This window comes from Streptomyces sp. NPDC002809 (assembly GCF_040295435.1).
GTDB lineage: Bacteria > Actinomycetota > Actinomycetes > Streptomycetales > Streptomycetaceae > Streptomyces.
In genome coordinates this window covers 50,544-76,348 of the sequence record NZ_JBEOVJ010000006.1, presented here as the reverse complement: position 1 = coordinate 76,348, position 25,805 = coordinate 50,544, and the positions used below count along the sequence as shown (strand labels likewise).

Sequence of the window (25,805 nt, the reverse complement as noted above, 5' to 3'; positions counted from 1 at the left end):
CCATGCTTCAACGGCCGCAGCGCGGCGACCCGGTCTGGATCTGGGTGCTCCACGGGTGGGAGGTCTTCTCCTGGGGGCTGATCGCCCTGGTCACCCTGATCACGATGTCGGGCGGCACCTCGACGGACCGCAAACTCGGGATCCTCGCGCTGACGGCCGTGCTCGCCCTCTGCTGCGTGCGGGTGCGCAGGCACCCGGGAGACCGGCGGCCGTGGGGATACGGATACCTCTGCGTCCTCGTCGTCGTGCTGGGGCTGCTCTCGGGCCTCGGTGACGGCTTCGGGGTCTTCTACGCCGTGACGCTCACGCAGTTCATCGTCTTCGCGGACAGTCCTCGGGGCGCGATCCTGTTCAGCGGCCTCGGCGCCCTGGCGATCACCCTCGGCGGCAGTCTGCGCGAGGGCGGGCAGGGGGACGTGTTCCTCATGAACACCCTCTCCTCCCTGGGGGTCTGGGCGGTGGCCGTCGTGATGGCGCTGGTGACGCCCAGGGCGTTGGCGCAGCGCGACGAACGAGCGGCTCTGCGCGCCGAGTTGAAGAGCACCCGGCTCGAACTGGCGGAGGTCTACCAGCGCCAGGGCGCGGCGGAGGAACGCGAACGCCTCGCCCGGGAGATCCACGACACCCTCGCCCAGGGCTTCGCCTCCATCATCGTGCTCGCCGAGGCGGCCAGGTCCCAGCTGTCCGTGGACGTCGACCGCAGCGCCCAGCAGCTCCAGTCCATCGAGCAGACGGCCCGGGAGAACCTCGCCGAGGCCCGGGTCCTGGTCGGCGCCGCCCCCAGCAGCGGCGTGGCCCCCGGATCGGTCGCCGCGACGCTCCGCCGCACGCTGGACCGATTCACCGAGGACACCGGGCTCGACGTGTCGGCGGACCTCGCCGACATCCCGTGCGACCAGCCGACGAGGATCGCGCTGCTGCGCTGCACCCAGGAGTCCCTGGCCAACATCCGTAAACACGCGGCGGCCACCACGGTCGGCGTGGTCCTGGCGCACGGACCCGACACCGTCGAGCTGGAGATCACCGACGACGGCCGCGGGTTCGTCGTCGAGGACTCCCGCGGCTTCGGCCTGGACGGCATGCGCAAACGGCTCGCCGAGTTCGGCGGCGGCCTCACCGTCACCAGTTCGCTCGGCGACGGCACCCGGATCCTCGCCACCATCCCGCTCGCCTTCGACGGTCAGGTGTGACATGACAGCCGACACGAACACCGCCACCCCACCGCTGCGGATCATCCTGGCCGACGACCACACGGTGATGCGCGCCGGACTCGTCGCGCTGCTGTCCTCGGAACCCACCGTCGAGATCGTCGGCGAGGCGGGCGACGGCCGTGAGGCGGTCCGCCTCGTCGAACGGCTCCGGCCCGATGTGGCGCTGCTGGACCTGCGGATGCCGGTCCTGGACGGGGTGGGCGCCACCTTGGAGATCGTCGCGGGCGAGGCCCCCACCCGGGTGCTGATCCTGACGACGTACGAGACCGACGCGGACATCGAGCGCGGCGTCGAGGCGGGCGCCACCGGCTATCTGCTCAAGGACGCCACCCGCGAGCAGTTGGTGGATGCGATCCACTCGGCGTCGCGGGGCGAGACGGTCCTGGCCCCGCGGGTCGCGCAACGCCTGGTGGCGAGGTTGCGCTGCCCGGAGCCCGTCACCCTGACCGCCCGCGAGTCCGAGGTGCTCCGGGCGGTCGCGGACGGGCTGTCGAACGTGGAGATCGGCCGCCGGCTGTTCATCGGCGAGGCCACGGTGAAGACCCATCTGCTGCGGATCTTCGCCAAACTCGACGTCAACGACCGCACGCGCGCCGTGGTGGTGGCCATGAACGCGGGTCTGCTGCAAGGACGTTAGAACCTGGGCGGCCCCGCCGACGGGGTTCGCCCATGTCGGCCCCGGTGGTGTCCGACTCGGAGAGCCGCTTCGACCGCGACGTGGCCGCCCAGCCGGGAGCGGGCCATCTCATCGTGCTCCTCGGCGTGAACGATCTCGGCCACCCGGGCACGGTGGCCCCGGAGTCGGAACGGGTGTCGGCGGCGGACCTGATCGACGCGCACCGCCGGCTGATCGCCCGGGCCCACGAGCGCGGGCTGAAGGCGTACGGCGGCACGATCCTGCCGTTCAAGGGCGACACGCTCGGCTTCTGCTCCCCGGCCGACGAGGCCGCACGCACGACCTTCAACCACTGGCTGAGGACCAGCGGCGAGTACGACGGAGTGGTCGACTTCGACAAGGCCTTGCGCGACCCGTCCGACCCGCAGCGTCTCCGGGCCCGTTACGACAGCGGCGACCATCTCCACCCGAACGACGCGGGCGCCGAGGCGATGGCGGAGGCGGTGCCGCTGAAGATCCTGCGCCGACTGCGCTGACTGCGCTGACTGCGCTGACTGCGCCGAGTGTGCTGACCGCACCGGCTGCACCGGCTGCACCGGCTGTGTTGACCTGCCTGACTGCGCTGACGGCTCCGCCTACAGCGCGTCCGGGCCCCGCTCGCCCGTGCGGACCCGCACCACCGTTTCGACCGGCTGCATCCACACCTTGCCGTCGCCGATCCGGTCGGTGCGGGCGGCGCGCACGATCCCGTCGATGACCGCATCCGCGTCCGGGTCGGCGACGACGACCTCGATCCGGACCTTGGGGACCAGGTCGACCCGGTACTCGGCGCCCCGGTACACCTCGGTGTGGCCGTGCTGACGCCCGTAGCCACTGGCCTCGGTGACGGTGAGCCCCTGCACGCCGAGCTCCCGCAGCGCGGTCTTCACCTCGTCGAGGCGGTGCGGTCTGACGATGGCGGTGATGAGCTTCATGGGGCGGAGTTCCTGTCCTTGGAGAGCGGCGTCGGCCGGGCGGCCACGGCCTGCGGAGCGCCGTGACCCAGGGCGCCGTGATCGTAGGCGCTCTCCGCGTGCAGTGTCTGGTCCAGGCCGGTGAGCTCCTCGTCCGCGGAGGCACGAAGTCCCATGAACCGGTCGACGGCCTTGCCGATCCCGTACGTCATGAGGAAGGTGTAGGCCGCCACGGCCAGTACGGCGACGGCCTGCCGGGAGAGCTGGCCGAACCCGCCTCCGTACAGCAGCCCTTCCGCGCCGCCGGTCATCGTGGCCGTCGCGAACAGGCCGATGAGCAGTGTGCCGACGATGCCGCCGACGAAGTGCACGCCGACGACGTCCAGCGAGTCGTCGTAGCCGAACCGGAACTTCCAGGCGACGGCGTACGAGCAGACGACACCCGCGGTGAGGCCGACGGCGGCGCCGCCCAGGATGCCGACGGTGCCGCAGGCCGGGGTGATCGCGACCAGTCCTGCGACCGCGCCCGAGGCGGCGCCGAACGTGGTGGGGTGGCCGTCGCGCTTCTGCTCGACGAAGAGCCAGCCGAGCAGCCCGGTGCACCCGGCGACCAGGGTGTTGAGGACCGAGGCGGCCGCCAGACCGTTGGCGCCGAGCGCGGAACCGCCGTTGAAGCCGAGCCAGCCGAACCAGAGCAGCCCGGCACCGAGCATCACCATGGGCAGGTTGTGCGGGCGCATCGCGTCCTTCCTGAACCCGATGCGCGGCCCCACGACGAGCGCGAGCGCCAGCCCGGACGCCCCGGACGCGATCTCCACGACCAGCCCGCCGGCGAAGTCGAGTGCGCCCAGCGAGTCCTTGATCCAGCCGCCCGGACCCCATACCCAGTGGGCGACGGGGGCGTAGACGAGCAGCGTCCACACCGGCACGAGGACCAGCCAGGCGGCGAACTTCGTACGGTCCGCGATCGCCCCGCTGATCAGTGCTGCGGTGACGATCGCGAAGGTCAGCTGAAACGTGGTGAACAGCAGGGTCGGCACGCTGCCGGTCACGGTGTCGGGCCCGATCCCGGCCATGCCCACGTGCCGCAGGTCCCCGACGAGCCCGCCGTACGCATCGTCCCCGAAGGCCAGCGAGTACCCGGCGAGCAGCCAGACGACGGTGACGAGAGCGATCGAGACGAAGCTCATCATCAGCATGTTGAGTACGTTCTTCGTCCGGACCATGCCGCCGTAGAAGAGTGCGAGCCCGGGAGTCATCAGCAGGACGAGTGCGGTGGCGGCGAGCAGCCAGGCGGTGTCACCTGTGTCGATACCGGCCGCGGCCACGGTCACGGGGGTCACGGGGGAGTCCCTCCTCGGGGCGCGTGCGGTGCGGGCGTCTGAGAGCGTGACCGGTGCGCGTTTCGTAACTGGGACCCGGATGTTTCCGGCGCATTTCATTGCGCGGAGGTTGCTGAAGTCTCACCGGTGCGGGAGAGATGTGAAGGACCGGTGGGCGCACCACTCCCGTCTGCTACCTTGCTATGCATGGAACCCGGTAAGGCAAGTGGTCAGGCGGGCGACCCGACCACGGGCAGGATCGAAAGCCAGCTGCTCAAAGGGGTGTTGGAGTACTGCGTGCTCGCGCTGATGCGGGACGAGCCGAAGTACGGGGTCCAGCTGGTCCGCGAACTGGAGGCGACGGGCGCTCTGGCGACCGGCCAGGGCACGGTCTATCCCCTGCTGTCGCGGCTGCGGCGGGAGGAGTTCGTCGTCACCACCTGGCAGGAGTCGACGTCCGGGCCGCCGCGGCGCTACTACGCGCTCTCGGAGGCCGGTCATGCCGCGCTCGCCCGGTTCGCCGCAGTCTGGCCGGGATTCCGGCACGCCGTCGACGACCTCGTCATGCCGGGCCAGGGGCTCGGTGCGCATAAGGAAGGGCACCACCTTGAAGACCGATGAAACGCTGACGCGCGAGTATCTGGCGGCAGTCGAACGCGAGACGTCGACGCTGCCGGCCGCGGCCCGTCAGGAGCTCATCGCCGACCTCGGCGAACACATAGAGGTCGCGCTCGCCGAACGGCCCGGCAACGTGCACGAGATCCTGCGGGAGGTGGGCGACCCGCGCGTCATCGCCGCGACGGCGCTCCAGGAGCTCGGCGGGACCGCGAGCGTGCCGGCCCGCGGCCCCGGCCGCCGACGCTCCCCGGTCTGGCTGCCGCTCGCCCTCCTGGTGGTCGGCGATGTGCTCCCGTACCTCGGAGCCATGGCCCTCACCTGGATCGGCTTCGCGGCCAGGGTCACCGCCGTCGTGATCGTGTGCCGGGCCCGCCACTGGACGGTGGCCCAGAAGTGGACCGGCCTGACCCTGGCCATCATCGTCCCGGTCGTCGCGCACGTCGCCTGGTACCTCTCCCCCGTTCCCCACCACGGAAGCGCGGCGGAGCCGGTGGCGCGCTGGACGCTCGTCGCCCTGGTGTTCCTCCTGACGCTGGCGGGCGCCGGGTCGCTGTGGCGCGACAGGCGCCGCTCGTAGTCGCCCAGTTGCCCAGTCGCCCAGTAGCCCAGTCGCCCAGTGAAGTCCGACGGCTCGATCTGGTTCTCCGACCCGGACTTCGGCATCACCAGCGACTACGAGGGCTGCCGCGCGGAGAGCGGGTTCGGCGCCGACAACGTGTACCGCATCGACCCGTCCACCGGTGAAGTGCGCCTGGTCGCAGACTGTTTCGGCGCACCGAACGGACTGGTCCCCTCCGCCGACGAGCGGCAGCCGTAGGTCTCCGACACCCGGGCCGGCCGGCCTCATCCGCCTCTCGGTGTACGGGAAGACGGCACCCTGTCGGACGGAGGGGTCTTCTGTCTTCGCGGCCGCGGGGGCACGCGAGGCGGCCCGCTTCGACAACAGGGGCTGTCGCACGACGCCTCCCCCCAGGTGCTCGACGCGCTCGCCGGTGCGCTGAGGCTGGACGAGCCGGAACGGGCCCACCTGCACGCCCCGGCCCGCGCACCGAGAGGAGGCGGACCCGCCGTCCGTCCGGGGCCCGAGCGGATCTCCGAGGCCACCTCGGCCCTGCCGGCCGCCATCGACGGCACACCAGCCGTCGCCGACGGACTCCGGGGCCCACCTCCCTCGGCCTGCGCCACGGCAACGTCCATGTGCTCAGCGCCGCTTGCACCACGGGTACCGACCCCAACCTGCTGCGCGCCCGCCTCGACGGCCACGGGTGACACCTCGCCGCTGTGAGCGGCATGGCACGAGACGCTCACAGTGGCGGCATGTGGCCTTCCTCACAGTGAAAGCTTCGGCAGGGAAAGCAACTGAGCCCTTTCGTCTCGTGTGTCCGTCGCGATGAACCGGTGTCGGCCGGATCCGGTGAAGAAGGTGTGGGGGCCAATCGCCGTTCCGGTCATACGATCGCCTCAAGTCGCCTCTGTGTGTCCCATTCCGCAGCGACTCCTCTTCTCGCTTTCGGACCCCGGAGGGCTCTTGTGAAGATTCGCCGGATTCTTGCCACAGCTGTTGCCGCCGCAGTGACCACGCCCGCTCTCCTGTTGTCGGTCGCTCCCGCGTTCGCCGCCGACAAGCCGACGGCGCAGACCCAGCACAAGCCGTCCGTCGCGGAGTTGGAGAAGGCCGCCGCCGCGGCGAAGACGGCGTACGACAACGCCGTGGCAGCCGAGGCCGACACCTTGGCGGCTCTGAAGGTGCTCATGTCCGACACCACTCCTCTGGCCCTGGCGGCGAAGGCCGCCAAGGCCGCGGCGACCGACGCCGCCACCGCGAAGACCGAGGCCGACCGGGCGGCCGCCGACGCCGAAGCGGCGGTCGACGGTCTCCCGGAGACGGCAACGGATGCGGAGAAGGCCGCCGCGGCGACGACTCTCGCCGAGGCGGAAGCCGCAGCCGCAGCCGCCGCCGAGGCCAAGACCGCCGCCGATGCCAAGGCGGTGGAGGCCGACGAAGCGCATGACGACGAGCGGGTCGGCGCGGCCAGGGCGCTGTCCGTGGCACGGGAGGTCACCAAGGAGGCGCTCGCAGCCAGGACCGCCGCCGACGAGGCGCTGGCCGAGGCGAAGGAGGAGCTCCACGGCGGCGACTACTTGGACACCTGCGTCTCCGAGACCGAGCTCACCGCGGTCATCACGGGTGTGCCGTCCACGGTCGTCGCCGGCAAGAGGGTCGACTTCACGTTCCGGGTGACCAACGGCACCGGCAAGGCGATGGATCGGCTGTTTCCGTCCGTCTACATCCGCGCGACGTCCCGGAGCGGGCACAAACCCCTCGACCATCTCGTGCACCTTCAGCGGTGGTCCGCCGCCACCTCGACGTGGAAGAACGTGGACGTCGAGCACTACATGGAGAAGATCAGCCCGCTGAAGGCCGGCGCCCACGCCGACGTCAGGATGCGCTTCACGATCGACGCCTCGGCACCCGCGGGCAACGGTGCCACCCTCGTCTCCGGCAGCTACTGGAACGCCGACGGCACCTGCGGCACGACCGCGAACACCCGCGGGCCCGACTTCGTGATCGCACCTGCGGGAAGCAAGCCCGGCAAGGGCGACGACGCCGAGCCCGGCCACGCCGAGCCGGGTACGACCGGGCCGGACACCTCGGGCCTCACGCCGCAGAGCGGCACGTCGGCCGGTCCCGTGGACGGCAGCCTCGCCGCCACGGGCTCGTCCTCCGCGACGTCGCAGTTCGCCCTGGCGGGCGGTGCGGCCGTGGCGGTCGGCGCGGGTGCGATGTTCGCCGTACGCCGCCGCAGGGCGGGCTCCCGCGTCTGACGCACGGGCCGGGATGCCGAACGGGCATCCCGGCTTCAGGGCGCAGGGTCCTGCTTGGCACCGCGCCGCAGCGCGCGGCCGCACCACCGGATGACCGCGGCGTTGGCCAGGGCGCCGACGGCGACAGCGGCGACGATCACCACGGTGCCTCCGGGCAGCATCAGCAGGACCAGGCTGGCCGGAGCAGTCGCGAGCAGCGGGATGACTCCCGCCATCGATTCGCCGGAGTCGTCACCGGCGGACACCACGAACGCCCAGACGAGCAGGGCGGCGCAGACCACGAGGTAGACGAGGGCGATGACGTCGCCGGTGGCGAGGCGCGGGCGGCGGGCGGGGGGCCGGGCGGAGGCAGCGGGCATGGCGGTGGACTCCTCGGTCGTCCGGATCACCTCCGGAGATGATCCGGGCGTGATCCGAAGTGGCTGGCTATCGGTGGGGGCCGGGCGGGTTCGGGCGGGCGAGGCCGAGGTCGTAGGCGAGAATCGTGGCCTGTACCCGGTCCCGCAGCCCGAGCTTGCGCAGCAGCGCGTTCACATGGGATTTCACGGTGCCGACGGTGATGCCGAGCCGGTCGGCGATCTCCGCGTTGGTGAGTCCGGACGCGACCAGGGCCAGGACGTCGCGTTCGCGCCCGGTCAGGCTGTCCAGCTCGGTCACAGGACTTCCGGAGCCGGGCCCGGTGCCCGCCGCGGAGGCGTAGTGGCCGATGAGGCGTCGGGTCGCGGACGGCGAGAGCACGCTCTCGCCGGCGGCCACCACCCGGATGCCGTCGAGCAGTTCGGCGGCGTGCACGTCCTTGAGCAGGAAGCCGGACGCCCCGGAGCGCAGGGCGTCGAAGACGTACGCGTCGAGGTCGAAGGTGGTCAGCACCAGGACACGGGGCGCGCCCTGGTGGCCGGTGATGATGCGGGTGGCCGCGATCCCGTCCAGTTCCGGCATCCGGACGTCCATGACGACCACGTCGGGTACGAGTTCCTGGGCGAGCCGCACCGCCTCGGCGCCGTCGGCGGCCTCGGCGACGACCCTCATGTCCTCCTCGGCGTCGATCACGGCGGCGAACCCCGCCCGTACGATGCCCTGGTCGTCGGCGACCAGCACGCTGATGCTCATGGCGTCCTCTGCTCCCCGTCGCCCTGCTCGGCGACGGCCGGTGGTGTGTCCGCGGCGGCCCGGGCCGCCGGGCTCGGAGCAATGGGCAGCCGGAGGCCGACCGTGCCTGCCGGCCGGGTGGTGACGGTGCCGTCGAGGGTCGCGACCCGTGCAGCCAGCCGTTCCCGCACGGCGGGGTGGACGGCACGCGACACCCCCGTGGCGGTGAGGATCAACGTACCGTCGAGTGCGTCGATTTCGATCACGGCCGACTCCTCGCCGCCTGCGGCCAGTACCGTCTCGACGGCGTAGTAGGCGGCCAGGTCCACAGCGGTGGGCAGGCGTTCCGGCACGCGGTCGGTCAGCCGTATCTCCACCTCGCGGCCGGTGGCCCGGCACTGGCGGGCGAGCAGATCCAGAGCCTGGAGCGTGGGCTGTGGGCGCAGTTGCTGCCCGGGCTCGCCCTCGCGGGCCGTGTCGAGGAGGGCGCGCATCGCGGCCAGGGCCTCACGGGCGCGTTCCGCCGTCGCCTCGAGCCGCCCCGCCTGCGCCTCCACGACCATGTCGGCGGTGCGCGCCAGGACGGTGGTCTCCAGCCCGGCGGCGATCCGGCGGCGCTCGCCCCACGCGTCCCGGACGGCCTCTCCGGTCCAGCCCGCGAGCCGTTCCTCCCGCGCGCTGCGGGCGGCCAGGTCCCGCCGCCCGCGCAGGGTTCCGGCCCACAGGGCCGCGCAGACGGCCGACGTCACCCCGGCCGCGGACAGTGCGGCGACCGCCCAGAGGGGAAGCGCCGTGCCCCGTTGCAGGACGACGGCGGTCGCGGCCACCACGTGCACCGCCACGGCCACGACCGGCAGGAGAGGGCGGGGGCGGCCGCCGGCGGTGCCGGCCGCCGCCCCGGCGAGCGCCACGCAGGTGGCGAGCAGGCTCAACGCCGGCGGGAGGACGACCGGTCCTGAGTAGTCACCCAGGGCCGTCGCCACCGGCCAGAGCAGGGCCAGAGCGCACAGGACGCCCTGAGCGGTACGCGGCGCCCGGCGCAGCCACAGGAGCGTGACCGCCTGGGCCGCGGCCAGCAACGCGAAGAACACACCCGCGGACACCTGCGCACCGGGCGACGCGGTCTCGGCCCTGATGACGAGCACCGGCAGCAGGGGTTGCACGACGAGGCCGACGGCAGCCGTCACCTGCGCCGCCCGGTAGCTGCGCGGTACGGACGGCTCCGCCGTGGCGGTGCCCCGTCCGGGCAGCACCGCGCGCACCTCCCAGCCGCCCTCCGCGGTCGGTCCGGTGGTCAGGGTGCCGCCCGCCTCCCGAGCCCGGGACCGCAGGAGGCCCTGGCCGCGTCCCCCGCCGAGGCCCGCGCCGTGCGCCACCGTGCCGGGCAGGGGTGCCCCGCTCGTGACCACGACATCCGTACGGGTGTCGCCGTACCGGCACAGCACGCTGGTGCGGGCGCCGGGGGCGTACCGTGCCACGTTGGTCAGCGCCTCGCGCACGATGCCGTACGCCGCGTCCGCGACGCTGCCGTCCGGCAGGGCGTCGATCTCGCAGTCCACCTGCTGCCCGAGCCTGCGGACCCCCGCGACCAGGTCGAGCAGCCGCTCCCGCGGTGAGGGCTGCTGCGTGCGCGAGGGTGCGGGTGCCCGTACCGAGCCGAGCGCCCGGGTGACCTCGTGGCCGGTCTCCACCGCGAACCGGGCGGCTTCGGCGGCGAGTTCGGGACGGCGGTCGCGCAGTCCGACCGCCGCGCCCACCGTGACCACCACGGCCGTCAGGTGGTGGGCGCTGACATCGTGCAACTCCCTTTCCATACGCTGCCGTTCGGCTGCGGGGAGCCGGTGCCGTTCGGTCTCGGCCCGCTTCAGCCGTTGCTCGGCCGTCCGTCGCGCACGGTGGTTCCGCCGTACCAGCAGGCCGCCACCGCAGGCGGCGGCATACATCAGGGCGGTGAGTACCAGGTCGAGTCCGTCACCCTCGCGCAGTCCGTGCAGGCTCAGTCCCTGGAGCAACTGCCAGAGGGCGAGCGCCACCACGCACAGCACGGCGGTGAAGGTGTCGCGCTCGACCGCCACCGTGAACAGGGCCAGCGCGACGCCCGCGGTCCCGAGCACCGCCATCGCCCCGGCGGGCAGCGGGCCGGCCCCCAGCGCGCAGGCGGCAGCGGTCAGGACGAGGGTGGCCACCGGCCGGTCGCGGCGCAGGGCGAGCGCGGCCGTCACCGGTCCGGCGACCAGGACAGCCACGAGGAGGTCGGACGAGGACGGAAGGTCCCCGCGCAGCAGTGCGGCCCCCGGCCACACCAGGGCCTGGACGCAGATCAGCAGCACCGGGATCAGCCGGTCGTCGGTTCGTTTCATGACAGGTAAAGGCTAGGGCCGCACCCCGACGGACCGGCTCCGGCTGAAGGTGGATTCGGGTCTCTTACCTGAGGTGCAGACGCGGGTCGAGGACGACTCCGGGGGCTCTCCTCTACCTCTGGTTGGACGGTGCGGTCATCCCGGCGCCCGAGGCCCGCGCCACGCTCGGGCCCCTAGTCTCGATCACATCGGGAAAGCGGCCCGCCGACGGATCCGCCAAGGAATCCGCAGCCGGCCTCTCACCCTTTCCACCGCGGTTGTTCCACACGTTGTGCCGCATCGCAATCCGACCACGGCCTGCGGGCACCGAGCCCGCTCCTCATCCACGATCCAGGGGGATCTCCCATGTCCAAGCGCGTTCTCGTCCCGTCCCTCATCGGTGCCGTCGCCATCGGCGCGGTGGCCGCCGGCAGCTTCGCCATGGCCTCAGCGGCCGACTCGAAGCCCGTCCTGAAGGACGGCTCGGTCCGATACACCGCCCCGACCGACACCGTCGCGGGCATGTTCACCTTCACCGCGAAGGTGAGCGACGACTCGGGCGTCCGAGGCCTGAAGGTCATAGCGTGGCCCGCGAGTTCGAAGCTCGACCCCACGGAGGCGGAGCTCCGCGAGGTGGACGACGCCACCTGCCGGAGCCTCTCGGACGAGACCTCCCGGTGCACCTACCGGCTGACGGTGACGAAGAAGGAGGCCGCCGAACTGGACCGGGGGACCTGGCACATCTCGGCCCTCGCGACGGCCGAGGACGGCGACACCCTGTTCCTGCCCCACGCCGCCTCCGTCGACATCAGCGGCTGACCCGCCACCGCGGCCGGTGTCGAGGGGAAGCCCCCTGCGGGTGCTCGCCACCGGCCGGGCACCGTCAGGCCGACGAGCCGCTGTCGATCACCAGGTCGGTGCCGACCATCGCGCCTGCCATGGGCGAGGCGAGGTGGAGCACGGCGGCCGCCACTTCCTCGGCCGACGCGACCCGGCCGAGCGGGTTCTCCGACTTCACCCGCTCGGTACGGTCGGCCTCGGTCTCGCCGGGCCGGAGCGACATGGGAGCGGCACAGGCGCCCGGGCTGACCGCGTTGATGCGGATGCCCTGGTGGATGTGGTCGAGAGCGGCGGCACGGGTCAGTGCGGAGACCGCCGCCTTCGAGGTGATGTACGCGGCGGCGTTCGGGATCCGCAGGTGTGCGCCCAGGTTGGAGGAGATGTTGACGATGACTCCGCCGCCGTTGTCCTTCATGTGCGCGATCTGGTGCTTCATGGCCAGCCAGACACCGGTGACGTTGGTCCGCAGTACCGCGTCCCAGTCCTCCTCGCCGATCTCGGCGGCCGGCACGGTGCCGCGGAGTATCCCGGCGTTGTTGACCGCGATGTCGAGGCTCCCGAACCGGGTGACAGTGGCGTGTACGAGGTCGCGGAGCAGACCGGAGTCGGTGACGTCGGCGGTGATGGCGGCAGCCGTGCCGCCGGCCGCCTCGATGAGGGCGGCCGTCTCTTCCAGGGAGGCCGCGGTGCGACCCGCGGCGACCACGGACGCGCCCTCGGCGGCGAAGGCGAGCGCGATGGCGCGGCCGAGACCGGATCCCGCGCCCGTGACGAGCACGGTCTTTCCAGCGAAGTGCTGCATGTCGAGAACTCCTTCGAATGAACGGTTACTTGGTGCTGCGGTGGTTGAGGAGGGCGAGGGCGACAAGGGTGATTCCCGTCGCACCGAGGGACCGGGCGTCGCTGCCGAGCGTGAGCAGGACGGCGAAGAGGACGGTCGGGCCGAGCTCCATCGCGCTGTTCAGCACGCTGCCCGCGAGCCCGGTCTGCTCCTGCGGTACGCCTTCGGTGGTGAGCACGGCGGCTCCCCCGAAGGAGGCCGCGGCGCCGGCCGGCAGCAGCACGAGGCCCGGCAGCAGCCCGTACGCGTACGGGATGTGCGCATCGAGTCCGGTGAGGGCGAGGAGAGCGAGCCCGGCCGCTGCGGTGCCGAGCCCGGCGGTCGTGACGGCCTGGGCCCCGTAACGAATGATCAGTGGTCCTGCCACCCGGCCCGAGGAGATCAGTACGACGGCGAACGGCACGAAGGCGGCCGAGGTCTGCAGCGGTGACCAGTCGCGGGCCTGCTGGAGGTGGAGCGAGAGGACCACGAAGGTCATCGCGGTCCCGCAGGCGCTCGACGCGATGGCCAGGAGGGCGAGGGCGCGCCGCCGGCCGAGCAGGAAGGCGGTCGGCAGCAGCGGGTCGTGGACGCGACGCTCGGCGCACAGGAACGCGACGAGCAGTGCGGCGCCGCCGAGCAGCGGCACGAGCACTCCGGCCGACGACCAGGGGTGGGTGTCGGTGACGACGAGCCCGTAACTGGTGAGGACGATCCCGGCGGTGGCGAGCAGAGCACCCGTCAGGTCGAGCGCCCTGCCCCGGTTCGCAGCGGTGGGCGGCAGCGACCGGGAGGCGAGGAAGAGGGCCGCGACCGCGACCACGACCGGTGGCACGAAGGTCCAACGCCACGAGAGCAGCGACAGGATGACGCCGGAGAGCAGATTGCCGGCCGTCGCGCCGAGCACGGAGAGCCCGCCCCAGGTGGCCATCGCCCTGCGGTACGCGGCGGGGGAGGAGAAGGTGACGCGCAGCACCGCCATGGCGGCGGGTGCGACGAGGGCCGCACCGGCGCCCTGTGCGAAGCGGGCCGCGATCAGCGTCCCGATGCCGGGAGCGAACGGGGCGACGGCGGATGCGGCGGCGAAGAGGGCGAGGCCCGCGGTGAGCATGCGCCGTCCGCCGTAGCGGTCGGCGAGGCGGCCGCCCAGGAGCAGCAGCCCGGCGAAGGTCAGTCCGTATGCGGCACTGAGCAGAATCAAGTCGGGCCGTTGTAAGCCGAATTCCTGCCCGATGCGAGGCAGCGGTACGGCGATCGCTGAGAGCGTGAAGATCAGGGTGATCTGGATGCTGCCGAGAAGTGCCAAGGCGTGCCGGTGCTGCACGTCGGCGACGGGGGAGGCTCCCTCGACGGTCATGACACCCTCCCTCGTATCTTGAACGATCGGTCCATTATGTGAGCGTGCGGGCGTGCGGGCGTGCGGGCGTGCGGGCGTGCGGATGGGTGTGCGTGTGGGCGTGCGGGTGGGTGTGCGGGTGCGGGAAGGGGGGTGGTGGCTCCGGCGGTTCCCGCGTGGGTGATTCAGTCCAGCAGGGTCAGTGCCTGCTCGACCGCGTCCCGCACCCTGGCGGGATCGCTGGAGGCCTTCCCGACGATCCGTACGCCCTGCAGCAGGACGAGCAGCATCCGGGCCAGTGCGCGAGGGTCGCGGTCCTCGGGCAGCTCGCCCTGGGCCCGGGCCCGTACGAGCGCGGAGTGCAGCGGGGTTTCGAGGTGCTCCCAGCTGAGCTCGACCCGACGCGCGGCCGCGGTGTCGTGCGGGGCAAGCTCGGCCGCGGTGTTGGTGATGAGGCAGCCGTTCAGCCGCCCCTCGGGCGAGGCGGCCTCCGAGGCGAAGCGGCGCACCACCGAGCGCACGGCGGGCAGCGTGGGTCCCGGCTGCGACAGCTCGGCGAGGAGGAGTGGATCGCGCCCCTCCGAGTACCGGTCCATGGCTTTCAGGTACAGCTCGTGCTTGTTGCCGAAGGTGGCGTAGATGCTGGCGCGGCCGATGCCGAGGTGCTCGACGAGGTCGGCCATCGATGTCGCTTCGTAGCCGCGCCGCCAGAACAGCTCAAGGGCCGACTGCAGCGCGGCTTCGGGATCGAATTCCTTGGTCCTGGCCACAGGGAAGACTCTAAGCCCAATCAGAACGATCGGTCAATAATGGCGTTGCGTCGCAGCCCGTTGCGTTTCTTTTCGGTGGCTCGGCGCCGCGGCCGCCCGCAGTGCGCTGACCCTGGCCGCGTGCTGCTCCCCGGTGATGACTGCCCGTCATGCGGATCCGGCCTCCGGCGAATGTCGCCGGTCGCCTGCGGATTCGTCTGCGATCGGTAACAGAGGGATCCCGAAGGTGCGTTCGTGTGTCTTCATGGGAGCAGGGCAGGTCAGGGCATCGGCGGAGACGACAAAGGGGCGGGCGGACATGGCGAAGCACAAGGGAAGGGGATGGCACACCAAGCTTCTCGCGGCGGCGCTCGGAGTGACGGCGATGGCCGCTGCCACCTCGTTGTGGACCGCACAGGCCGGCACCGTCGCAGGAGGGCCCCAGGCGTCCATCTCGGCGCCGGAAGCCGAGCCCAAGGACCGGGTGGCGAAGGTGGCTGCGGACATCGCGCACGCCTCGGACCGCGGCGCCAAGGGCGTCAACATCACCATCGACGACGGACCGGACCCGGTCTGGACGCCGCAGGTGCTGCAACTCCTGAAGGACAGTGGTGTGAAGGCCACGTTCTGCATGGTGGGCACCCAGGCCGAGGCGTACCCGTCCCTCGTCAAGGCGGTCGTGGCGGACGGGCACCGGCTGTGCAACCACACCGTCTCGCACGACACCGCCATGGACACCAAGTCCGAGGCCTACCAGTCCCAGCAGATCCTCGACGCCGAACGCATGATCACCAAGGCGTCCGGAGGCGTCCGGCCGCAGTACTACCGGGCCCCGGGCGGCGCCTTCACCCCGTACAGCCGCCACCTCGCCGCGTCCCGGGGGATGCGGCCGCTGGGCTGGAACGTCGACACCAAGGACTTCGAGCGTCCCGGCGTGGACACCATGGTCGCCACGGTCAAGAGCGAGATCTCCAACGGGCCGACCGTTCTCTTCCACGACGCGGGTGGCGACCGCTCCCAGACCCTGGCCGCGCTGCGCGAGGTCCTGCCCTGGCTGAGGCAGCAGGGCTACGCCTTCGGTTTCCCCGTGCGGTGAGGGGGACTCGGGGCGCTCTTCCGCAGCCCCTGTGCCTCCTCAGGACTGCCGCGGGGTGAGGAGCCGGCGCAGTGCCGTCGGCGTGTGGCCGAGGTACTCGCGCATGGTCCGGCAGAGGTGGGCCTGGTCGGAGAAGCCCAGGTCGGCGGCGAGGGTCGCGAGGCTTTCCTCGCCCGCGTCCAGCCGGTCGAGGGCCCGGCCTATACGCACCCGGTTGCGGTAGCGGGTCAGTGAGACCCCCAGCTCACGGGTGAAGGAGCGGCTCAGGCGGTAGGGCGAGACGCCGAGAAGCTCCGCGAGCGGCAGCAGCCCCTCGGAGGCGGGGTGGGACTCGCCGATCGCGTGCCGGGCCGCGGCGACGAGCCCCGCCTCGTCACGGCCGGGACGGACGCCGGCCGGAACGGCCCCGCCGACGGCCTGGCCGACGGTGGCGGAGAGCAGACCGAGGAGCTCCTCGGTCACCGCGTGGTCCACATCGCCGGTGCGGGCGGACGCGAGGACGCGGCGGTGGGCCAGATCGAGGCGGGCGCCCACGTACACGCTCTGCCGGACCGGGCGGGCGTCCTCACCCGCCACGACCCTCCACAGCGCGGGCGTCAGGCTGATCGACGTGCACGCGTCGCCCCCGCCGGACGGGTGTGCGAAGCGCTCCTCCTCGCCCGGGACGCCGAGGTAGGCCATCGTCAGGTCGACCTCGGCGGGGCCACCGGCCGTCTGCCTGCGGAACCGGCCGCGGCGCACGAGCACCACGCGGTAGTCCTCGCGTACCTCCGCGGGTGACCAGCGGGTGTGGTCGTCCCGGCAGTCGACGGCGGTGATGCAGAAGCCAGGCCGGCTGGCGAGGACGGTGGAGGTGAGCACTCCTGAACGCTACGCCGGAGGTCTGACAGCCGCCCTGCGCAAGGATCTTCAAGACCGGGCGGGGGCGTGGCGAGCAGGCTGAGCGGTGTCGCACCTCACCCCGTACCGCCATCAAGGAGTCGCCGTCATGCCCGCTCCCGCCAGGATCAGCACCGTCGTCATCGACTGCGACGACCCGTCCGGGCTCGCCGAGTTCTACAGCAAGGTCACGGGCCTGGAGATCGCCGAAAGCGGCGAGGACCACGCGTCCCTTGCCGGCGGGGACCACCCCGGTCTGGCCTTCGTACGCGTCGAGGGCCACCGGGCCCCCGGCTGGCCCGACGGGAACAGCCACGCCCACCTCGACTTCACGGTCTCCGACCTGGAGGAGGCGGCAGGCCGGATCGTCGCCCTCGGGGCGTCGAGGCCCGGGTTCCAGCCGGGCAAGGACCAGTGGATCGTCCTCACCGATCCCGAGGGGCACCCGTTCTGCCTCGCCGCCGGCGCCTGACCGATCGCCCGACAGGAGAAGACCACATGGCTCACATCCACAAGGAATTCCTGATCGACAACTCCCCGGCGAACGTCTGGGAGGCCCTGCGCGAGGTCGGAGCCGTGCACCGGCGCCTGGTGCCGGGCTTCGTCACGGACACCCGGATGGAGGCGGACACCAGGATCGTGACCTTCGCGACCGGAGTCGTCGTTCACGAGCTGATCGTGGACATCGACGATGCCGCCCGCCGGGTGGCCTACGCGGTGGTCGGCGGCTCGCTGGCGCCGAAACACCATCACGCCTCGATGCAGGTCCTCGACGCCGCGGAGGGGCGCAGCCGTTTCGTCTGGACGACCGACGTGACGCCGGACGAACTCGCGGACTCCATCCGCGAGATGGTCGAGCAGGGCGCGCACGTCATGCAGAACACGCTGAAGGCCACCACCCGGGCCCCGGCGGCGGGATAGGGCCCCGGGCCCCGGCGGCCGGATAGGAACCCGGGGCCACTCGCGCCGGGGCGGGGCGGAGGGGATGCGCCGCCCCGCACCCGGCGCGAGAAGGGGAGAGGGTTCCCGGCCCGGGACCGCTATCGGGCGGCGTTACCCGGCCGCATGGCCCACCCGGGCGAACGGCTCGGTGGAGGCGTCGTGGTGTGCCGGGCGTACGGCGCGGAGGGCGCCAACGGGGCGGAGGCGGCCGCGGAGGCTGACAGCCCGTCCAGCAGTCGGGTTCTGTGCTGCAAGGGTGCGGCTCCTTCGGCATCGGGCACAGCTGTGCCCAGGGAGGCGGCTGCGCATGGGGGATTCCGCGTCGGAGCCCGCCGTCCAGGTATGTACGCGTCAAGGCTTCGTGCAGGAGTTTTCAGCTCTTTGCGCGAAGCGGTGCCGGGCAGGGAGGCCGATGTGCGGTGAGGGCCCGGCGAAGCCACCTGGCCGGTGTCCGGCCGAGCCCGGACAGTAGAGTTCGGGTGCGTCAGCCCCCAAGACCCGAGGTACTGTCCGTGACCCCCGAACCCGCCGTGCACCCCGCCCCACCTGCAGTGAGCGTGGTGGGGATCGGAGCCGACGGATGGGCCGGACTCCCTGAGGCGGCGCGCTCGGAGCTCATCGGCGCGCAGGTCCTGATCGGCGGCGAGCGCCAACTGGGCCTGCTCCCGGCGGAGTGCGCAGGACGCCGCGTGCCGTGGCCCTCGCCGCTCAGGCCCGCGGTCCCCGGCCTGCTGGCCGCGCACGCGGGAAGCAGCATCGCCGTCCTGGCCAGCGGCGACCCGATGTTCTACGGCATCGGGCGGGCCCTCACCGAAGTGCTGGGGTCCGCGGGGCTGCGGATTCTGCCGCACCCGTCGTCCGTCTCCTACGCCTGCGCCCGCGTCGGCTGGCCTCTGGAGGACACCGAGGTCGTCACCCTGGTCGGCCGCCCTGCGGCCCGGCTGGCCGCCGCCCTGCACGACGGCCGTCGGCTGCTGGTCCTCAGCGCGGACGCCACCACTCCCGGTGTGGTCGCGGCTCTTCTGCGGGAACACGGCTTCGGGCCGAGCCGGTTGCGGGTGCTGGAACAGCTCGGCGGCGAGAACGAGGCGTGCGCCGAGGGTACGGCGGACGCCTGGGCGCGCCCGCCCGGCGACCCCCTGAACGTCATCGCGGTCGAGTGCCTGAGCTCCCCCGGCGCCCTGCGCCTCGGCGCCGTCCCCGGCCTGCCCGACGAGGCGTACGCGCACGACGGCCAGCTCACCAAGCGCCATGTCCGGGCCGCCACCCTCGGCGTGCTCGCACCCGCCCCCGGCGAGCTCCTGTGGGACATCGGCGGCGGTTCGGGGTCCGTGGCGATCGAGTGGATGCGGACCCACCCCTCCTGCCGGGCGATCACCGTGGAGCGCGACCCCGTACGGGCACGGCGGATCACGGAGAACGCCGAACGCCTCGGTGTGCCCGGCCTGCGCGTGGTCACCGGCCGGGCCCCCGGCTGCCTGACCGGACTGCCCACGCCCGACGCCGTGTTCATCGGTGGCGGGCTCACCGTGCCTGGACTGCTGGACGCCTGCTGGGACGCGCTGCCGGCCGGCGGGCGGCTGGTCGCCAACACGGTCACCCTGGAGTCCGAGGCGCTGCTCGCCGAGCGATACCGCCGGCACGGCGGTGACCTGGTCCGTCTCGCGGTCGCGCACGCCGTCCCGGTCGGTGGATTCACCGGCTGGCGACAGGCGATGCCGGTCACGCAGTGGTCCGTACGCAAACCCTCGACCGGCCCCGCCGGCCCTGCCGCGGAGGCGAACGCGGCCGAAGCCCTCGCGACGAGCGCGGCCGAAGCCCTCGCCGACCCCTCAGCCGTGGCCCCCGCAGAACCTTCAGGAGACAACAGATGACCGTGTACTTCATCGGCGCAGGTCCGGGTGCGGCCGACCTGATCACGGTGCGTGGTGCGCGTACGCTCGCCGCCTGCGGCGTGTGCCTGTACGCGGGGAGCCTGGTGCCCCGTGAGCTGCTCGCCGAGTGCCCCGCGGACGCGCGTCTGGTGGACACCGCGCACCTCGACATCGACCAGATCACCGCCGAGCTGACAGCCGCCCACCGGGCGGGCCACGACGTGGCGCGGCTGCACTCGGGCGATCCCTCGGTGTTCAGCGCGGTCAACGAGCAGATGCGGCGCCTCGACGAGGCCGGCGTGCCCTACGAAGTGGTGCCGGGAGTACCCGCGTTCGCGGCCGCAGCGGCGGCGCTCAAGCGGGAGCTGACCGTGCCCACGGTCGGCCAGACCGTCATCCTCACCCGTGTGGCGAACCGGGCCACCGCGATGCCGGAGGGCGAGGACCTGGCGACGCTGGGGCGCAGCGGGGCCCTGATCGTCCTGCATCTCGCCGCCAAGTACGTGGACCGCGTCGTCGAGGAACTGCTGCCCCACTACGGGGCCGACTGCCCGGCCGCCGTCGTGGCCCTGGCCTCCCGTCCCGACGAGGTCATCCTGCGCGGCCCTCTCGACGGCATCGCGGAGCAGGTGAAGGCGGCGGGCGTGATCCGTACCGCCGTGATCATGGTGGGCCGCACACTGGGCTCCGAGCAGTTCCGTGACAGCCACCTCTACTCGCCCGGACGCGAGCGGCACGCCTGCTGACCGCGACGTCACATCGGCCGGGTCGGCCCCCGTCCCACGCTGCTGCGCCCGACGACCGTGCCGGCCCGGTCGATGCAGATGACGTCGACGGCGACCGGCGCGCCCCGCAGGACCGACAGCGCCTCGTCCCGTGCCGCCATGGCCACCAGGTCACCGAGCGGAACGCCGCGGGCCTGGCACAACTGGAGTGCCGCGAGACCGGTGTTGGCGGCCGCGACTCCGGCAACGAGGGCTTCGTCCGCGCCGCCCCGCCGGGCCAGTCCGGCGAGGAAGGCCTTGTCGACCTGGGAGCGTCCGGAGTGCAGGTCGAGATGGCCGGCGGCGAGCTTCGACAGTTTGGCGAAACCCCCGCAGACGGTGAGCCGTTCCACGGGGTGGCGGCGTACGTACTTGAGCACCGCGCCCGCGAAGTCCCCCATGTCGAGCAGGGCGATCTCCGGCAGCCCGTACTCGGCCACCACGGTCTTCTCGGATGTGGAACCGGTGCAGCCCGCCACGTGGGTGTGTCCGGCCGCGCGGGCCACGTCCACGCCGCGGCGGATCGAGTCGATCCACGCCGAGCAGGAGTAGGGCACCACGATGCCGGTCGTGCCGAGGATCGAGAGCCCGCCCAGGATGCCGAGCCGAGGATTCCACGTGGAGCGGGCGATCTCCTCGCCGTGGTCGACGGAGACGGTGACTTCGACGTCCCCGGAGCCGCGGTGCGCCGCCGCGACCTGAGCGATGTGCTCGCGGATCATCTGCCGCGGCACGGGGTTGATCGCGGGCTCGCCGACGTCGAGCGGCAGGCCGGGCAGCGTGACCGTACCGACCCCCGGCCCGGCCCGGAACACCACACCCGAGCCCGGCGGCAGCGCCCGTACGGTGGCCCGGACCAGAGCGCCGTGCGTGACGTCGGGATCGTCGCCCGCGTCCTTCACCACCCCGGCCGTCGCCTGCCCCGCGGCCAGTTCCTCGACCGCCAGGGCGAAGGCCGGGTTCTGGCCCTTGGGAAGGGTGATGGTGACCGGGTCGGGGAAGCCGCCGCTCAGCAGCGCCGTGTACGCGGCCGTGGTGGCGGCGGTGGCGCAGGCACCGGTCGTCCAGCCGGGGCGCAGACCGGTGTGTTTGAGTTGGGCGTCGCGCCCGCCTTTCGCTTCACTCATGGATGGATCCGATGCACGTTCTGATACTGGGCGGGACGACGGAGGCCCGCCGTCTCGCCGAGCTGCTGGGGGCGGAACTTCCCGCCGGGACCAGGGTGACCAGCTCCCTCGCCGGCCGGGTGGCCAGTCCGAGGCTCCCGCCGGGAGAGGTCCGTGTCGGAGGCTTCGGCGGAGCCGACGGGCTCGCGGCATGGCTGCGTACGCACCGGGTGGATGCGCTCATCGACGCCACCCATCCTTTCGCCGGGACGATCAGTTTCCACGCGGCCACCGCAGCCGCTGCCACCCATGTTCCCCTGCTCATGCTGCGGCGGCCCGGATGGGTGGCGGGCGACGGTGACGACTGGCACCAGGCCGGTTCCCTGGCCGAGGCGGCCGGGGCGCTTCCCGCACTGGGGCGGCGCGTGTTCCTCACGACGGGACGCATGGGGCTCGCCGCCTTCGCCGGACTGGACGACCTGTGGTTCCTGATGCGGTCGGTCGACGCCCCCGAACCTCCGCACCCGGCACGGATGGAGACCCTCCTCGACCGGGGTCCGTTCACACTCGACGGTGAGCGCGAGCTGATCCGCCGCCACCGCGTCGACGTCCTCGTCACCAAGGACAGCGGAGGCGCCGCCACCGCCCCCAAGCTCACGGCCGCCCGCGAGGCCCGGATCCCGGTCGTCGTGGTGCGCCGGCCACCGGCCCCCGAGGGGGTCGCGGTGGCCGGCACCCCGGAGGGGGCCGTCGCCTGGCTGCGGGCGCTCGGCTGCCGGCCGTAAGGGCTGTCCCGCACAGGGAGGGCGGCGTCGCGGCGGCGAAGGGCCCGGGTGCGGTCCTCGGTGCTCAGGCCTCCGGATAGCGGCGCGGCGTCCACACGATCTGCCGGCCGTCGCCCCGCCGTACCCAGCGGGTCTGCGAGGACCCCACGATCAGGATCGTGCGCATGTCGACCTCGGCCGGGTCGAGATCGGCCAGACGTACGGTGCGTACGCTCTCGGCGGGTCCGCCGACGTCCCGGCCGAGCACCACGGGGGTGTCGGGCGAGCGGTGCTCCAGAAGCAGATCGCGAGCCTTGCCGACCTGCCAGGTCCGGCTGCGGGAACCGGGGTTGTACAGCGCGAGCACCAGGTCCGCCGAGGCGGCCGCCCGCAGCCGCTCCGCGATGACCTCCCACGGCTTGAGCCGGTCGGAGAGCGAGATCGTGGCGTAGTCGTGGCCCAGCGGTGCGCCCGCACGGGCGGCTGCCGCGTTGGCCGCCGTCACGCCCGGCAGCACCCGTACCGGCACGTCCGCGTACTCCTCCTGCGAGGCCGCCTCCAGGACGGCCGTCGCCATGGCGAACACCCCCGGGTCGCCGCCGGACACCACGGCCACCCGCCGCCCGCGCCGGGCCAGGTCCAGGGCGAACTCGGCCCTCTCCGACTCGACCTTGTTGTCGGAGCCGTGCCGCACCTGCCCCGGGCGGACCGGCACCCGCTCCAGGTAGGTGGTGTAACCGACCACGTCGTCGGCGGCGGCCAGTGCGCCGCGGGTCTCGGGCGTGAGCCACAGCGGGCCCGCCGGGCCCGTGCCGACCACGACGACCTCGCCGTCGCCGGGGGTGCGTCCGGGACGCGGCGCGTCGATCCTGCTGGGCAGGACGGCGACCGCGAAGTACGGCACGGACGCGGCATCGGTGCCGGCCAGGTCGCCCAGGCGCTCCCCGGCCATCGTGGCGCGCTCCACGTAGCGGGCCTCGGGCAGCCGCCCGGACGCCTCGAACGCCCGGCGCACAGCGGGGAAGGTACGGCCCAGCTTCATGACAACGGCCGCGTCGGTGGAGGCCAGACGGGCGGTCAGCTCCTCCTCCGGAAGGGTGCCGGGCAGGATGGTCAGCACCTCCTCGCCCTCGGCGAGCGGGGTGCCGAGCCGGGCGGCCGCAGCACTGACGGAGGTGACACCGGGGATCACCTCGGTGGGGTACCGGTCGGCGAGCCGCTTGTGCATGTGCATGTACGAGCCGTAGAAGAGCGGGTCGCCCTCGGCGAGTACGGCGACCGTGCGGCCGGCGTCGAGGTGCACCGCGAGCCGGGCCGCCGCCTCGGTGTAGAAGTCCTCCATCGCGCCCCGGTAGCCGCCCGGGTGGTCCGTCGTCTCCGTCGTGACGGGGTAGACCAGCGCCTCTTCCACGTGGTCGGCGCGGATGTGCTTCGCCGCGATGGACCGCGCGATGGACCGTCCGTGCCGGGCGCTGTGGTACGCGACGACATCGGCCTCGGCGATGATCTCCACCGCGCGCAGGGTCATCAGGGCGGGATCGCCGGGGCCGAGCCCGACTCCGTACAGCCGGCCCGTCTTCTGCTCGTTCACGGTTACTCTTCCTCGCTGGCGATCGCGTTGACGGCGGCGGCCGCGATGGCGCTGCCGCCGCGACGGCCGCGCACGATCAGGTGCTCCAGGCCCGACGGGTGTACGGCCAGGGCGTCCTTGGACTCGGCGGCGCCGACGAATCCGACCGGGACCCCGATGACGGCGGCGGGGCGCGGTGCGCCCTCCTCGATCATCTCGAGCAGCCGGAACAGGGCGGTGGGCGCGTTGCCGACGGCGACGACCGCACCCTCCAGCCGGTCGCGCCACAGCTCCAGGGCGGCCGCGCTGCGGGTGGTGCCGAGTTCCGCCGCGAGTCCGGGCACCGCCGGGTCGGACAGGGTGCACACGACCTCGTTGTCCGCGGGCAGCCGCTTGCGGGTGACACCGCTGGCGACCATGGCCACGTCGCACAGGATGGGGGCGCCCGCCCGGAGTGCCTCGCGGGCGCGGGCCACCACGTCCGGGGTGAAGGCGAGATCGCGTACCAGGTCGACCATGCCGCAGGCGTGGATCATCCGGACCGCGACCTGGCTCACGTCCGCGGGCAGGCCCGCCAGATCCGCCTCCGCGCGAATGGTGGCGAAGGACTGGCGATAGATGGCCGGTCCGTCCTTCTCGTACTGGTGCACAGTGCTGTCGCTCTCTTCATCGGGCATGGAACGGTGGGGTGTCGCGGGGGTGCGCGGGGTGGGGCCGAGGGGGTCAGCCGAGGGCGCCGCGGGCCGCCGATACCGCGGCGGCGAGAGCGGTGGGGCTGTCGTCGATGCTCACCGGGGCGTCTCGACGGCCGTCCCGTACGCGGGCGACCCGGTGGCCGTCCGGGGTGGCGACGACGTCGATCCACTCGCCCTGCGGATGACCGCACCGGCGTTCGCACCCCGACCAGTACACCGGCAGCGCGCCCACGGGCCCCATGGCGGCCGCCGCCTCGGCCCGCACATCGGCCAGGGACTTCGCGCAGCCCGGCCGTCCGATACATGCCCCCACGCCGGTCCAGGGGGAGCGGGGACCGACGATCAGGCCGGCGGCGCCCAGGGAGTCCAGCAGCTCCGCGGCCTGCTCCCGGCCGACCCCGGGAACGACGACGCCCCGCCACGGGGTCAGCCGGAGTTCGCCGTCACCCCGGTGCCTGGCGATGTCCGTCAGCGTCCGCCACTGCCCTGCGCCGATGCGCCCCAGCGGCAGGCCGACCGACAGCGCGACCATGTCGCGGAGGCCGGTCACCGCGCCGAGGGCCGGGGCCGCGGAGCCCCGCGGTTCCACCGGGGCGACGGTGCGCGTGGTGCGTATCCCGGCAGGCCGCAACCGCCGTACGACCTCGTCGAGAAGGGACCCGGCACCCGCCGGCAGATCCGTCACCCGCCAGGCACCGGAAGCGGGTGAGGCGTCCAGGAAGGCCTCGGCGGCGGCGAGCGCGGCCTGCGGCGCACCGGCGCCCGGTATCCGCACCACGGATTCCTCCGCGCCGATCCGCAGGATCGCGTCCCCGTCGCTCCGCGCCCGCAGGGTCACATCGCCGCCGAGCGCGTCCACGTCGCCACGTCCGTCGTCGAGCGCGAACAGGAACCGCCCGGACAGACCGGCCGCCGCGTCACTCGCGCACAACAGCGCGTCCAGCGCGGACAGCCACGGGCGGATGTCCCGCTCCCCGCGGCCGTCGAGCCCGGACAGCGGGGAGGCGACGACGTTACGGATCCGCTCGTGCCGTTCGGAGGGCAGCAGCCCCGACTCGCGCATCCTGGCGACCAGTTCGCCGCCGCTTCCCGGCCCCAGGCCGCGCAGCTGCACATTGCCGCGCGAGGTGAGATGCAGCTCACCGTCGCCCGGACCACTCGCCAACTCCCGCAGCACGTCCGCCTGGTCCGCGGTCAGTACGCCGCCGGGAACGCGGATGCGCGCCAGCGCCCCGTCGTCCGCCCGGTGCAGCCGCAGCGTCCCGGGGCAGGCATCGCCATGAGCCCGCACGGACGGGTCTCCGGGCGGTGCGGGCGTGGTGGCTGGCGGGGGCATGGCGGCGAGCATACCGACCATCTCATCAGATCCGTATGACCCACAGTTGGCAAGGGACCC

The 25,805-nt window shown here is 72.8% G+C and carries 27 protein-coding genes; 14 read left to right on the top strand and 13 right to left on the bottom strand.

Annotation, left to right across the window (positions count from 1 at the left end; genetic code table 11):
• Positions 1 to 2: 2 nt before the first annotated feature.
• Genes ABT025_RS05965 through ABT025_RS05955 form a run of 3 tightly spaced genes read left to right on the top strand, consistent with a single transcriptional unit; the run spans position 3 to position 2,363 of the window.
• A complete protein-coding gene (locus tag ABT025_RS05965) occupies positions 3 to 1,190 on the top strand; it encodes a sensor histidine kinase (RefSeq protein WP_350990332.1) in 1,188 nt (395 codons plus the stop codon).
• Between the two features lies 1 nt (position 1,191).
• The gene (locus ABT025_RS05960) at positions 1,192 to 1,848 is read left to right on the top strand and encodes a response regulator (RefSeq protein ID WP_350990331.1); all 657 of its coding nucleotides are present in this window, start codon (positions 1,192 to 1,194) and stop codon (positions 1,846 to 1,848) included.
• A 32-nt stretch (positions 1,849 to 1,880) separates the two neighbouring features.
• Complete coding sequence (locus ABT025_RS05955) at positions 1,881 to 2,363, top strand: GDSL-type esterase/lipase family protein (RefSeq protein WP_350990329.1); 483 nt, start codon at positions 1,881 to 1,883, stop codon at positions 2,361 to 2,363.
• Between the two features lie 99 nt (positions 2,364 to 2,462).
• Here the strand turns inward: ABT025_RS05955 and ABT025_RS05950 are convergent, their stop codons facing one another.
• Both ABT025_RS05950 and ABT025_RS05945 read right to left on the bottom strand, forming a co-directional pair.
• Positions 2,463 to 2,801, bottom strand: a complete 339-nt coding sequence (locus ABT025_RS05950; RefSeq protein WP_350990327.1) for a P-II family nitrogen regulator — start codon at positions 2,799 to 2,801, stop codon at positions 2,463 to 2,465.
• On the bottom strand, positions 2,798 to 4,123 hold the full coding sequence (locus tag ABT025_RS05945; protein WP_350990325.1) for an ammonium transporter: 1,326 nt from the start codon (positions 4,121 to 4,123) through the stop codon (positions 2,798 to 2,800). Before ABT025_RS05945 ends, ABT025_RS05950 begins: the two co-directional genes overlap by 4 nt.
• Before the next feature lie 186 nt (positions 4,124 to 4,309).
• Between ABT025_RS05945 and ABT025_RS05940 the strand changes: the two genes are divergently transcribed.
• The 4 genes from ABT025_RS05940 (at position 4,310) to ABT025_RS05925 (ending at position 7,546) form a co-directional block, all read left to right on the top strand.
• A complete protein-coding gene (locus ABT025_RS05940) occupies positions 4,310 to 4,723 on the top strand; it encodes a PadR family transcriptional regulator (RefSeq protein WP_350990321.1) in 414 nt (137 codons plus the stop codon).
• Complete coding sequence (locus ABT025_RS05935; RefSeq protein WP_350990319.1) at positions 4,710 to 5,297, top strand: DUF1700 domain-containing protein; 588 nt, start codon at positions 4,710 to 4,712, stop codon at positions 5,295 to 5,297. Before ABT025_RS05940 ends, ABT025_RS05935 begins: the two co-directional genes overlap by 14 nt.
• A 39-nt stretch (positions 5,298 to 5,336) precedes the next feature.
• Positions 5,337 to 5,537 (top strand): hypothetical protein, encoded by a 201-nt coding sequence (locus tag ABT025_RS05930; protein WP_350990317.1) that lies wholly within the window; start codon positions 5,337 to 5,339, stop codon positions 5,535 to 5,537.
• Positions 5,538 to 6,292: 755 nt separating this feature from the next.
• Positions 6,293 to 7,546: an LPXTG cell wall anchor domain-containing protein gene (locus ABT025_RS05925; protein ID WP_350990315.1), complete on the top strand. Its 1,254-nt coding sequence runs from the start codon at positions 6,293 to 6,295 to the stop codon at positions 7,544 to 7,546.
• 35 nt (positions 7,547 to 7,581) lie between these two features.
• Here the strand turns inward: ABT025_RS05925 and ABT025_RS05920 are convergent, their stop codons facing one another.
• From ABT025_RS05920 to ABT025_RS05910, 3 genes are all read right to left on the bottom strand, one after another.
• A complete protein-coding gene (locus ABT025_RS05920) occupies positions 7,582 to 7,905 on the bottom strand; it encodes an SCO4225 family membrane protein (protein ID WP_350990313.1) in 324 nt (107 codons plus the stop codon).
• A 67-nt stretch (positions 7,906 to 7,972) separates the two neighbouring features.
• Positions 7,973 to 8,656, bottom strand: a complete 684-nt coding sequence (locus ABT025_RS05915) for a response regulator (protein WP_350990311.1) — start codon at positions 8,654 to 8,656, stop codon at positions 7,973 to 7,975.
• Entirely contained in the window at positions 8,653 to 10,995 is a 2,343-nt protein-coding gene (locus ABT025_RS05910; RefSeq protein WP_350990309.1) for a histidine kinase, read from the bottom strand. Before ABT025_RS05910 ends, ABT025_RS05915 begins: the two co-directional genes overlap by 4 nt.
• A gap of 345 nt (positions 10,996 to 11,340) precedes the next feature.
• On the opposite strand from ABT025_RS05910, the gene ABT025_RS05905 reads away from it, so the two are divergent.
• A complete protein-coding gene (locus tag ABT025_RS05905; RefSeq protein ID WP_350990307.1) occupies positions 11,341 to 11,793 on the top strand; it encodes a DUF5707 domain-containing protein in 453 nt (150 codons plus the stop codon).
• A gap of 64 nt (positions 11,794 to 11,857) precedes the next feature.
• Here ABT025_RS05905 and ABT025_RS05900 read toward each other — a convergent pair whose 3' ends face one another.
• From ABT025_RS05900 to ABT025_RS05890, 3 genes are all read right to left on the bottom strand, one after another.
• Positions 11,858 to 12,616, bottom strand: a complete 759-nt coding sequence (locus ABT025_RS05900; protein WP_350990305.1) for an SDR family NAD(P)-dependent oxidoreductase — start codon at positions 12,614 to 12,616, stop codon at positions 11,858 to 11,860.
• A 25-nt stretch (positions 12,617 to 12,641) separates the two neighbouring features.
• Entirely contained in the window at positions 12,642 to 13,991 is a 1,350-nt protein-coding gene (locus ABT025_RS05895; RefSeq protein WP_350990303.1) for an MFS transporter, read from the bottom strand.
• A 164-nt stretch (positions 13,992 to 14,155) separates the two neighbouring features.
• Positions 14,156 to 14,740 carry a TetR/AcrR family transcriptional regulator gene (locus ABT025_RS05890; RefSeq protein WP_350990301.1) on the bottom strand — a complete coding sequence of 195 codons (585 nt, stop codon included), beginning with the start codon at positions 14,738 to 14,740 and terminating at the stop codon, positions 14,156 to 14,158.
• Positions 14,741 to 15,038: 298 nt separating this feature from the next.
• Between ABT025_RS05890 and ABT025_RS05885 the strand changes: the two genes are divergently transcribed.
• Positions 15,039 to 15,815 (top strand): polysaccharide deacetylase family protein, encoded by a 777-nt coding sequence (locus ABT025_RS05885; protein ID WP_350990299.1) that lies wholly within the window; start codon positions 15,039 to 15,041, stop codon positions 15,813 to 15,815.
• A 39-nt stretch (positions 15,816 to 15,854) separates the two neighbouring features.
• Here the strand turns inward: ABT025_RS05885 and ABT025_RS05880 are convergent, their stop codons facing one another.
• On the bottom strand, positions 15,855 to 16,676 hold the full coding sequence (locus ABT025_RS05880; RefSeq protein WP_350990297.1) for a helix-turn-helix domain-containing protein: 822 nt from the start codon (positions 16,674 to 16,676) through the stop codon (positions 15,855 to 15,857).
• Positions 16,677 to 16,803: 127 nt separating this feature from the next.
• Here ABT025_RS05880 and ABT025_RS05875 point away from each other — a divergent pair, with 127 nt between their 5' ends.
• The 4 genes from ABT025_RS05875 to cobM all read left to right on the top strand — a co-directional run bounded on the left by ABT025_RS05875 (position 16,804) and on the right by cobM (position 20,256).
• Positions 16,804 to 17,166, top strand: coding sequence for a VOC family protein (locus ABT025_RS05875; RefSeq protein ID WP_350990295.1), 363 nt, complete (start codon positions 16,804 to 16,806; stop codon positions 17,164 to 17,166).
• 26 nt (positions 17,167 to 17,192) lie between these two features.
• On the top strand, positions 17,193 to 17,615 hold the full coding sequence (locus ABT025_RS05870) for an SRPBCC family protein (protein ID WP_350990293.1): 423 nt from the start codon (positions 17,193 to 17,195) through the stop codon (positions 17,613 to 17,615).
• A 527-nt stretch (positions 17,616 to 18,142) separates the two neighbouring features.
• Positions 18,143 to 19,510, top strand: a complete 1,368-nt coding sequence (gene cbiE / locus ABT025_RS05865; protein ID WP_502971892.1) for a precorrin-6y C5,15-methyltransferase (decarboxylating) subunit CbiE — start codon at positions 18,143 to 18,145, stop codon at positions 19,508 to 19,510.
• Positions 19,507 to 20,256: a precorrin-4 C(11)-methyltransferase gene (gene cobM / locus ABT025_RS05860; protein ID WP_350990289.1), complete on the top strand. Its 750-nt coding sequence runs from the start codon at positions 19,507 to 19,509 to the stop codon at positions 20,254 to 20,256. The genes cbiE and cobM overlap by 4 nt, the downstream gene beginning before the upstream one ends.
• Before the next feature lie 8 nt (positions 20,257 to 20,264).
• Here cobM and ABT025_RS05855 read toward each other — a convergent pair whose 3' ends face one another.
• Entirely contained in the window at positions 20,265 to 21,401 is a 1,137-nt protein-coding gene (locus ABT025_RS05855; protein ID WP_350990287.1) for a cobalt-precorrin-5B (C(1))-methyltransferase, read from the bottom strand.
• Positions 21,402 to 21,412: 11 nt separating this feature from the next.
• Here ABT025_RS05855 and ABT025_RS05850 point away from each other — a divergent pair, with 11 nt between their 5' ends.
• Positions 21,413 to 22,165, top strand: coding sequence for a cobalt-precorrin-6A reductase (locus ABT025_RS05850; protein ID WP_350990285.1), 753 nt, complete (start codon positions 21,413 to 21,415; stop codon positions 22,163 to 22,165).
• 64 nt (positions 22,166 to 22,229) lie between these two features.
• Here ABT025_RS05850 and ABT025_RS05845 read toward each other — a convergent pair whose 3' ends face one another.
• The 3 genes from ABT025_RS05845 to cobG all read right to left on the bottom strand — a co-directional run bounded on the left by ABT025_RS05845 (position 22,230) and on the right by cobG (position 25,757).
• Positions 22,230 to 23,735: a precorrin-2 C(20)-methyltransferase gene (locus ABT025_RS05845; protein WP_350990283.1), complete on the bottom strand. Its 1,506-nt coding sequence runs from the start codon at positions 23,733 to 23,735 to the stop codon at positions 22,230 to 22,232.
• Positions 23,736 to 23,737: 2 nt separating this feature from the next.
• Complete coding sequence (locus ABT025_RS05840) at positions 23,738 to 24,364, bottom strand: precorrin-8X methylmutase (RefSeq protein WP_350990542.1); 627 nt, start codon at positions 24,362 to 24,364, stop codon at positions 23,738 to 23,740.
• Positions 24,365 to 24,437: 73 nt separating this feature from the next.
• On the bottom strand, positions 24,438 to 25,757 hold the full coding sequence (gene cobG, locus ABT025_RS05835; RefSeq protein WP_350990540.1) for a precorrin-3B synthase: 1,320 nt from the start codon (positions 25,755 to 25,757) through the stop codon (positions 24,438 to 24,440).
• Positions 25,758 to 25,805: the final 48 nt, after the last annotated feature.